The organism is Enterobacter soli ATCC BAA-2102 (genome assembly GCF_001654845.1).
GTDB lineage: Bacteria > Pseudomonadota > Gammaproteobacteria > Enterobacterales > Enterobacteriaceae > Enterobacter > Enterobacter soli.
The window spans coordinates 54711-63932 of the sequence record NZ_LXES01000012.1 but is presented as its reverse complement, the minus strand read 5'-3'; the positions used below and the strand labels follow the sequence as shown (position 1 = coordinate 63932).

Sequence of the window (9222 nt, the reverse complement as noted above, 5' to 3'; positions counted from 1 at the left end):
CTCCCCAAAAAGGAGAGGGGGCCGTACGTGCCCGTATTTTTTGTGGGCATCCCTCACCCCGGAGGATGAGGGTCAAGGCTCCCCATACAGCCCAATCAAACGCCGCACCACACCGTTCGTCCAGCCAAACCCATCCTGCAACGGGTATTCACCACCGCCACCTTCACGCGGCGTACTGCTGGCAATATGGTACTTCTCAATCAGCTTGTGATGTTTCTTATAGAAATGGTTCACCGTTTGCAGCCAGCTGTGGGCAATCTCATCGCCCAGCGAGTCGTTGCCATAACGTTTGAATCCCTGAATAGCCATCCACTGTAACGGCGCCCAGCCGTTAGGTTTATCCCACTGTTCGCCGGTTTCATGCTCGGTCGCTAAAATACCCCCCGGCGTTAACAGACGGGCGTTAACGGCATCGGCCAGCCGGTCGGCCTGCTCGTGGGTTGCCATGTCGACATACAGCGGCACAATGCTGGCGGCGGAGAACAACGCCATCTCTTCACGCCGCCAGTCGTAATCACGGTAACAGCCGTTCTCGTCATCCCACAGATAGCGGTTGACCGCAGCCCGGCGATCGCTTGCCTTCTGGCGGAAATGGGCTTCGGCCGCTTTATCACCTTTCAGGCCTGAAAGATTAGCGATGGTGCTTTCCAGCTTGTACAGGAAGGCATTCAAATCGATGGGAATAAACTGCGTGGTACGAATGCTGGCAAGCCGCCCGGCATCGCGCAGCCAGCGGGAAGAGTAATCCCAGCCGGAAGCCGCGCCCGCCCGGAGGTCGCGATAGACCTCATTCGGCGGGCGACCGGAGTGTTTAGCGGTTTCTACATCCTCAATCCATGATTCATCGCGCGGCGTGTCACGGTCGTCCCAGTAGCGGTTAAGCATAGAGCCGTCCGGCATTCGCACTACGTGACGGTAGGCCTGGTTCAGCAGCAAAGATTCTGCGCCGTCCATCCAGAAGGCATATTCCAGCAACAGGTGGTCCAGATAGCGCCGGGCACCGCGCACACCATCTTCCTCGAACAACTCGACCATTAGCGCAAACACTGGCGGCTGCGAGCGGCTCAGGTAGTAGGTGCGGTTGCCGTTGGGAATATGGCCGTAACGCTCAATCATCCACGCGAAGTTGTCCGCCATGCACTTCAGCATGTCGTGGCGTCCGCTTTCCGCCAGCCCCAGCATGGTGAAGTAGGAATCCCAGTAGTAGGTTTCGCTGAAACGCCCGCCGGGCACAATGTACGCCTGCGGCAGCGCCAACAGTGACGACCAGGGAATATGGTCCTGCGGTTCGCGCGTCAGCACCGGCCACAGATTATCAATATGCTCTTTCAGGGAATGATTCGGGTCAGAAATATATTCGCTGGAGAGCACTTCCGGCATCCAGAAATGGTTCTCAACGAACTGGCGCAAATCGAAATCCCGGTGACGTTTTACCTTGCGATAGCGGATAAGAATATCCAGCGGATCCATTTTCGGCGCGCAGTCGGGGAAGGTTTTGCTGTCTGCAAACAGCCGCGATGACTGCACATGCTCAAACAGTTCAAGGTAACGATCGGCAGGGGTGAGGGCATCGGATGCGGGCAGCCCCTCGATCATTTCGGGTTCCGGCTCCGCTTCAATCATTTCATCCAGTTTCAACTCGCAGGGATCGGCCTCGTAGCGAAGTTCTTCCTCAATCCTGAACTCGACGATATCGGCGGCGTGTAGTTTCTGGCTGAACATAGTGATAGGGACCTCCGGTTGTATTCACAATGACAGGTTTTTCCGGGTGTCTCATAAGCGTAGACATTCGCTTCGATGCGTGGGGAGTTAAATGTGCGGTAGATCACGTTTTGGCAGGAAGGCGAAAAGGATAAAAGGTTACACAGGTTCATGATATTTAAACCATAAACCTGCTAACCCCCCATCCTTGAACACCTTAAAATTCAGAGCATTCACTTTGCAACAGAGTATGTATTCACCAAGACCTTAATAGGCTTCTTCTTCTGTTTCTGCACGCAGTGAATGTGCCTGCACGAATATTTCTTCAGACGCGAGAAGAGGGCGATGGCCTTTGCCTTCAGGCTGGATGACAAATTGCAGAGACTCACAAAGAGGAACGTCATCGTGTTTTTTGCCGTTGCCAATAATGGCATTTGGCGCAAACGGAGCGAGGGCATTTGCAAATGCATGGTTCATTGACTCACGATCCTGGTAATGCTCTTCATGCATCCCCAGTGCGCTGCTGATAATGGCGCAATCAATCATCGTACCTGTCAGCCAGTAACAGGAAGAGGCATATCCCGCACACCAGCGCAGACCACTACCCTGCGTGAAATTCTGCAATAACTGTGTTTTTCCTCCGGCGAAACATGACCCCAGCATCAGGCCTCTGATGTTGAATTTTGCGGATTTCTCGCTAACGGCGCTGAGGATGTCCTTCAACGGCACTTTTGCGATGTGTGTTGAGCTGCCATGGGCTGCAACATAGACGATGGTATTCGCAAAAGTTTGCTTACACAGGCAATCAAGCGCGGTCTTAAAACTACTTTTGTCGTAAAAATTCAGAAAATAGACATCAGTATCCCCGTGTAACTTTGCGATGCCTTCGATAAACGGTACAACCGAAGAACGGTTAGAATCTTGCCCATCTAACTCCCACGGGGACTCAATCACCAGAATACAATTACTGCTTGTGTGTTTTGGCATTAAAAACTCACTTAAATAAAATTATTACGTTATGTGATTTAGAATTGTTTATTTAAACGCTTTTATTTTGCAGACCAACTCTGCAAATAAATGGACAAAATCGCTGTTGTTTCGACGTAGCGCAGTAAGGCATTAAAGGGATCCACTCACTCGTCATCCTTTCTGATGACAACACTCAAAATGGAACCTTTATGAACCTTAACGCGAAGCGTCAGGGCGCTATGCCTTTGTCTTTACAGAATACGCAGCAAAACACTATATCAGACTTAAATGGCTTAATAGAAAACCGACAATTGGTAGGTTTGAATATTCGGGGGGAGAAAATAAACGCGATTCTTTATCGCAGTAATTTAAGTGAAATTTCGTTCTACGATATTTGTTTTTCTAACTTAACGCTCAATCGTTGTTGTCTGGAAAATATTACGTTTGAAAACTGCGATATGCGCAATGTCTGTTTTTCACATTCAATGGTGACAAAACCTATTGTCTTTCGAGGTTGCCAGGTGGCGGGGATGCGTTTGATGAATATGCACAGGAGGATGTTTGTTTTCGACGAATGTTCTGGCGTCGGGCAAATATTAATCGCCTGACGCCAGAGGCAATGCGAGATTAACGCATGGTCACAAACTCTTCCGCCGCAGTTGGGTGGATCGCCACGGTGTTATCGAAGTCTTTCTTGGTTGCGCCCATTTTCAGTGCCACAGCAAAGCCTTGCAGGATCTCATCCATACCAAAGCCAATACCGTGAATACCGACAATTTTCTCGTCCGGGCCAACGCATACCAGCTTCATGCGGCATGGCTGACGGTGAGAAGTGACGGCGGTATACATCGCGGTAAACGCCGATTTGTACACTTTTACCTGGTCATCGCCATACTGTTCGCGCGCCTGCGGCTCGGTTAAGCCTACGGTGCCGATTGGCGGGTGGCTGAACACCACGGTCGGGATGTTGCTGTAGTCCAGATGCTCGTCCGGCTTGTTGTTAAACAGACGCTCAGAGAGACGACGACCTGCGGCCACCGCGACCGGAGTCAGTTCAACAGCACCGGTGTTATCGCCCACCGCATAAATGCCCGGCACGCTGGTGTTCTGGAATTTATCGACGACGATATAGCCTTTGTCGTTGGTTTTCACGCCAGTGACGGCCAGGTTGAAGTTGTCGTTTGCCGGCTCACGACCAATTGCCCAGATCAGGCAATCGACGGTCTGGCTGCGGCCATCTTCCAGCTCCAGGGTCAGGCTGCCGTCTGCATTTTTCACGACCGCTTTTGGTACAGCGTGCGTGTGCAGGGTCGGGCCTTCGGCGTTCATCACTTCGACCAGGGTATCGACGATCAGCGGATCGAAGCTACGCAGTGGCGCGTGCTTACGCACAAACAGATGCGCTTCGGCGCCCAGGCCGTTAATGACACCTGCCAGCTCAACCGCGATGTAACCAGCGCCAACAACCGCAACGCGTTTTGGCAGGGCAGGCAGTTCGAAGAAACCGTCGGAGTCGATACCGTATTCCACACCAGGAATGTTCGGGTGGCTCGGTCTGCCACCGGTGGCGATCAGGATATGATCGGCGGTGATCGTCTCGCCGTTGACTTCGATCGTTTTGGCATCAACAAAGCGCGCAAAACCTCGGATCACATCGACGTTGTTTTTGCCCAGTACGTTGTCATACGAGGTATGGATACGGTCGATATAAGCCGTACGGCTGGCAATCAGCTTGTCCCAGTCAAAGTTATTGATGGTGGTGTCAAAGCCGTAATCCGGGCCATACATATGAATAGCTTCACGGATTTGCGCCGCGTGCCACATGACTTTTTTCGGTACACAACCCACGTTCACGCAGGTGCCGCCAAGCTCTTTGGCTTCAATCAGCGCACACTTCTGGCCGTACATGGCTGCACGGTTGATAGAGGCGATGCCGCCGCTGCCGCCGCCAATTGCGATGTAGTCATAATGCTTCGTCATAGCTTTTATCCTTAATCGTGAATTGCCGCGATTGTATACCTGAAATCAATAGGTTCCACCAATGACTGCGATTACTCAGGCACGATCCAGCTCACTGTCGCATGGCCGGTACCGGCTGGCACCAGCGTTTTGTGCAGCCACGGCAGCACGTTGTTCATTTGCGCTTCGAGCTTCCACGGCGGGTTGATCACAATCATGCCGGAGGCGGTCATGCCGCGCTGGTCGCTGTCCGGGCGTACGGCCAGCTCAATTTGCAGGATTTTGCGGATGCCGGTGGCTTCCAGGTCTTTGATCATGCGCTTGATTTGTGCGCGCAGTACCACCGGATACCACAGTGCATAAGTACCGGTTGCAAAACGTTTGTAACCTTCGTTGATGCCCGTTACCACGGCCTGATAGTCGGTTTTGATTTCGTATGGCGGGTCAATCAACACCAGACCACGGCGGGAAACCGGTGGCAGTTTGGCTTTCAGTTGCTGGTAGCCATCGGCTTTTTCCACGCGAGCGCGGTTATCTTTCTGGAATTCGGAACGCAGCAGTGGGAAATCGCTTGGGTGCAGTTCGGTCAGCTGAAGGCTGTCCTGCTCGCGCAGCAGCTGGCGGGCAATCAGCGGAGAGCCCGGGTAGTAACGCAGCTGACCGCTACGGTTGAAATGCTCAACCACACCGATATAAGGCTCCAGTTCTGCCGGCAGGTCATCCTGCTGCCAGATGCGGGCTATGCCTTCAAGGTATTCACCGGTACGCTCGGCGTGCTCGCCGCTCAGCTGATAACGGCCCGCGCCAGCGTGCGTGTCCAGGTAGAGAAACGGTTTATCTTTCTCTTTGAGCGATTCGATGATCAGGCTCTGAACGGTGTGTTTAAGGACGTCGGCGTGGTTGCCTGCGTGAAAGCTGTGGCGATAACTGAGCATGGATGCAGAGATTCCGGGAAGTAAACAAGTTAAGCGCTAGTTTACCGTAGATCTGCCTGGATTACCGCTAAAGCGCCGTGCTGTTTCAATTCTGGCAAAAGCGTTGCAAAACATATCGGTGTCATAAAAGTGTCAACCAGCAGGGCTAGCGTCGCAGGCAGGCAAGGTAATTCTTTGAATAAAAGGAAAAATAATGAAGCTGCAATTCACACTGCTCACATCAGCACTCCTCCTCGCGCTGCCGGTACTGGCAAAAGAGGTTCCGCTCAACCAGGCAGCCGACATCGCCAGCAGCGTTACGCCGGCATCAGCCAGCCCGTCGTTTAATGCTCTGGAATCTCAGGCACTGATGCAACTGCGCGATGCGCTAAAAGGCGATGCTGTGACGCTCACGCGTGACCAGCTCGAAAAGGCGAAGCAGAACAAAACCCAGGCCGATAAAGCCTGGCTTAAGGCCAGCGGCTACGACTTCCGGGTAAAAGAGAACCAGCAGGCGGGTATCGAACTGCTGTCGGCATTTAGCACACTGCCAGAGACCGTTATCAGCGAAAATCTCAAAACAGTGACCGACATTAACCGCGATGCTTCGCAACTCACTCGCCATCAGGCGCTGGCGGATGCCGAAGGGATTAGCTATCTCTATTTCCTGAGCGACGCGCTGGGGCCGCGTCTGGGCAAGGCATTTCTTGATGCCTACGACAAAGGGGAGCTTGGCAAAGCCGCCGCGCTGATTAAGGCTTCAGAAGTCAGCACTGGTGAGGCGAAAAAGCACTTTAATAACCCGCGCCCGTTCCTGATTCAGGGCAATACCATTCATCTGGTGCCTGATGATGTGGTGGTGAAAGACAATCATCCCTATACCGCTGATGGCGGCTCGTTCCCGAGCGGGCACACCAACACCGGTTATACCGATGCGCTGCTGATGGCAGAGATGATCCCGGAGCGTTTTGATGCGCTGGTGACGCGAGGGGCACGCTATGGTTATTCCCGAATTGTCCTCGGCGTGCACTATCCGCTGGATGTGATGGGCTCGCGAATGGTGGCGCAGCGTAATGTGGCCCATTATCTGAATGATGCCAAATATCGCGCGCTGTTTAACGAAGCCCGCGACCAGCTGCGCACCGCGCTGGAAAAAGAGTGTGGGACTACGCTTGCTGAGTGCGCAAAGACCGACGGCAAGAACGATCCGTATCGTGACCCAGCCATGCAGACGTTCTATCGCTTCACCATGACCTACGATCTGCCGCAGCAAAAAGGTGAACAGCAGAGTCTGAAAGTGCCTGAAGGGGCAGACGTGCTGCTTGAAGCGGCGCTGCCAAACCTCAGCACAGCCCAGCGCCAGGCGCTGATGGTGAAAACGGCGCTGCCTGCGGGTTATCCGCTCTCCGGGACAACGCCGGATCAGCAGTTCTGGCAGCGTCTGAACCTGCCTGCTGCCTATGCGCTTGGACATCACGCACACTAAATCCCCCGCGCCCGACAGCGTAACGCTATCGGGCGTAATTCCCCGCTTCACACCATTGAAATCCTCTACACTTAACCCCATTACTAAACCAATATGCACAGCGCCGGATGCGCGCTTCATTCATCTTCTTCAACAGGACAGCGCTTATGACCAATCCATTACTGACGCCTTTTTCGTTGCCGCCGTTTTCTAAAATCCTCCCTGAGCATGTGGTTCCAGCCGTTACGCAGTCGCTGGATAATTGCCGTGCGGCGGTAGAAAGCGTGGTGGCGCAAGGCGCGCCTTACACCTGGGAAACTCTGTGTCAGCCGCTGGCGGAAGTGGATGACGTGCTGGGCCGTATCTTTTCGCCGGTGAGTCACCTGAATTCGGTGAAAAACAGCCAGGAGCTGCGCGAAGCCTATGAGCAAACCCTGCCGCTGCTCTCTGAGTACAGCACCTGGGTGGGTCAACATGAAGGGCTGTACAAAGCCTACCGCGACTTGCGCGATGGCGATCACTATGCGTCACTGAATACCGCGCAGAAGAAATCCGTGGATAACGCGCTGCGTGATTTTGAGCTGTCCGGTATTGGTCTGCCAAAAGAGAAACAGACTCGCTATGGCGAAATTGCCGCGCGTCTGTCTGAGCTGGGCAACCAGTATAGCAACAACGTGCTGGATGCCACGATGGGCTGGACGAAACAAGTGACCGACGAAGCCGAGCTGGCCGGGATGCCGGAAAGCGCGCTGGCGGCAGCGAAAGCACAGGCCGAAGCGAAAGAGCTGGACGGTTTCCTGTTAACGCTGGATATCCCAAGCTACCTGCCGGTAATGACCTATTGCGACAATCAGGCGCTGCGTGAAGAGATGTACCGCGCGTACAGCACCCGCGCGTCCGATCAGGGCCCGAATGCGGGCAAATGGGACAACAGCCCGGTGATGGCTGAAATCCTCGCCCTGCGTCACGAGCTGGCGCAACTGCTGGGCTTTGAAAGCTATGCCTTCAAATCTCTCGCCACCAAAATGGCGGAAAACCCACAGCAGGTGCTGGATTTCTTAACCGACCTCGCAAAACGCGCCCGTCCACAGGGCGAGAAAGAGCTGGCTCAGCTGCGCGCCTTCGCGAAAGCGGAATTCGGCGTGGATGAGCTACAGCCGTGGGATATCGCTTACTACAGCGAAAAACAGAAACAGCATCTCTACAGCATCAGCGATGAGCAGCTGCGCCCGTACTTCCCGGAAAACAAAGCGGTTAACGGCCTGTTCGAAGTGGTGAAACGTATCTACGGTATTACCGCCAAAGAGCGTACTGACATCGACGTCTGGCACCCGGACGTGCGTTTCTTCGAGCTGTACGACGAGAAGAACGAACTGCGCGGCAGCTTCTACCTGGATCTCTATGCGCGTGAAAACAAACGCGGTGGGGCATGGATGGACGACTGCGTGGGCCAGATGCGTAAAGCCGATGGTTCTCTGCAAAAACCGGTCGCTTATCTGACCTGTAACTTTAACCGCCCGGTGAATGGCAAACCTGCGCTGTTCACTCACGACGAAGTGATCACCCTGTTCCATGAGTTCGGTCACGGCCTGCACCATATGCTGACCCGCATCGAAACCGCAGGCGTTGCCGGTATCAGCGGTGTGCCGTGGGATGCAGTCGAGCTGCCAAGCCAGTTTATGGAAAACTGGTGCTGGGAGCCGGACGCGCTGGCGTTCATCTCTGGTCACTTTGAAACTGACGAACCGCTACCAAAAGAACTGCTGGATAAAATGCTGGCGGCGAAGAACTACCAGGCGGCGATGTTTATCCTGCGTCAGCTGGAGTTCGGCCTGTTCGACTTCCGCCTGCACGCTGAATTCAGTCCGGAACAAGGGGCGAAAATCCTCGAAACCCTGGCCGAGATTAAAAAACAGGTCGCGGTTATTCCTGGGCCAACCTGGGGTCGTTTCCCGCACGCGTTCAGCCATATCTTCGCGGGTGGTTACGCGGCAGGTTACTACAGCTACCTGTGGGCCGATGTGCTGGCAGCAGATGCCTTCTCTCGCTTCGAAGAAGAGGGGATCTTCAACCGTGAAACCGGCCAGTCGTTCCTGGATAACATCCTGACGCGTGGCGGCTCTGAAGAGCCAATGGTGCTGTTCAAACGCTTCCGTGGCCGTGAGCCGCAGCTGGATGCGATGCTCGAGCATTACGGGATCAAAGGCTGATTGT

The 9222-nt window shown here is 54.1% G+C and carries 7 protein-coding genes; 3 read left to right on the top strand and 4 right to left on the bottom strand.

The genetic code is table 11. From position 1 onward, the window contains the following. Positions 1–72: 72 nt before the first annotated feature. Positions 73–1722 carry an alpha,alpha-trehalase gene (locus tag M987_RS04515; protein ID WP_014072205.1) on the bottom strand — a complete coding sequence of 550 codons (1650 nt, stop codon included), beginning with the start codon at positions 1720–1722 and terminating at the stop codon, positions 73–75. Between the two features lie 246 nt (positions 1723–1968). Further along, positions 1969–2688: a hypothetical protein gene (locus M987_RS04510; RefSeq protein ID WP_014072204.1), complete on the bottom strand. Its 720-nt coding sequence runs from the start codon at positions 2686–2688 to the stop codon at positions 1969–1971. Positions 2689–2879: 191 nt separating this feature from the next. Between M987_RS04510 and M987_RS04505 the strand changes: the two genes are divergently transcribed. Continuing rightward, positions 2880–3278: a pentapeptide repeat-containing protein gene (locus tag M987_RS04505; RefSeq protein ID WP_014072203.1), complete on the top strand. Its 399-nt coding sequence runs from the start codon at positions 2880–2882 to the stop codon at positions 3276–3278. Between the two features lie 19 nt (positions 3279–3297). Here the strand turns inward: M987_RS04505 and gorA are convergent, their stop codons facing one another. Next, positions 3298–4650, bottom strand: coding sequence for a glutathione-disulfide reductase (gorA, locus tag M987_RS04500; protein ID WP_014072202.1), 1353 nt, complete (start codon positions 4648–4650; stop codon positions 3298–3300). 71 nt (positions 4651–4721) lie between these two features. Continuing rightward, entirely contained in the window at positions 4722–5564 is an 843-nt protein-coding gene (locus M987_RS04495) for a 23S rRNA (adenine(2030)-N(6))-methyltransferase RlmJ (RefSeq protein WP_014072201.1), read from the bottom strand. A 193-nt stretch (positions 5565–5757) separates the two neighbouring features. Here M987_RS04495 and M987_RS04490 point away from each other — a divergent pair, with 193 nt between their 5' ends. Both M987_RS04490 and prlC read left to right on the top strand, forming a co-directional pair. Beyond that, positions 5758–7029, top strand: a complete 1272-nt coding sequence (locus tag M987_RS04490; RefSeq protein ID WP_014072200.1) for an acid phosphatase — start codon at positions 5758–5760, stop codon at positions 7027–7029. 146 nt (positions 7030–7175) lie between these two features. Continuing rightward, positions 7176–9218 carry an oligopeptidase A gene (gene prlC / locus M987_RS04485; RefSeq protein ID WP_014072199.1) on the top strand — a complete coding sequence of 681 codons (2043 nt, stop codon included), beginning with the start codon at positions 7176–7178 and terminating at the stop codon, positions 9216–9218. The last annotated feature ends 4 nt before the right edge of the window (positions 9219–9222 follow it).

What these genes read in the sequence shown, in the direction of transcription:
- prlC (WP_014072199.1), top strand. Translation starts at nt 7,176, where the DNA reads ATGACCAATCCATTACTGACGCCTTTTTCGTTGCCGCCGTTTTCTAAA.
- gorA (WP_014072202.1), bottom strand. Translation starts at nt 4,650, where the DNA reads ATGACGAAGCATTATGACTACATCGCAATTGGCGGCGGCAGCGGCGGC.
- M987_RS04495 (WP_014072201.1), bottom strand. Translation starts at nt 5,564, where the DNA reads ATGCTCAGTTATCGCCACAGCTTTCACGCAGGCAACCACGCCGACGTC.
- M987_RS04490 (WP_014072200.1), top strand. Translation starts at nt 5,758, where the DNA reads ATGAAGCTGCAATTCACACTGCTCACATCAGCACTCCTCCTCGCGCTG.
- M987_RS04510 (WP_014072204.1), bottom strand. Translation starts at nt 2,688, where the DNA reads ATGCCAAAACACACAAGCAGTAATTGTATTCTGGTGATTGAGTCCCCG.
- M987_RS04505 (WP_014072203.1), top strand. Translation starts at nt 2,880, where the DNA reads ATGAACCTTAACGCGAAGCGTCAGGGCGCTATGCCTTTGTCTTTACAG.
- M987_RS04515 (WP_014072205.1), bottom strand. Translation starts at nt 1,722, where the DNA reads ATGTTCAGCCAGAAACTACACGCCGCCGATATCGTCGAGTTCAGGATT.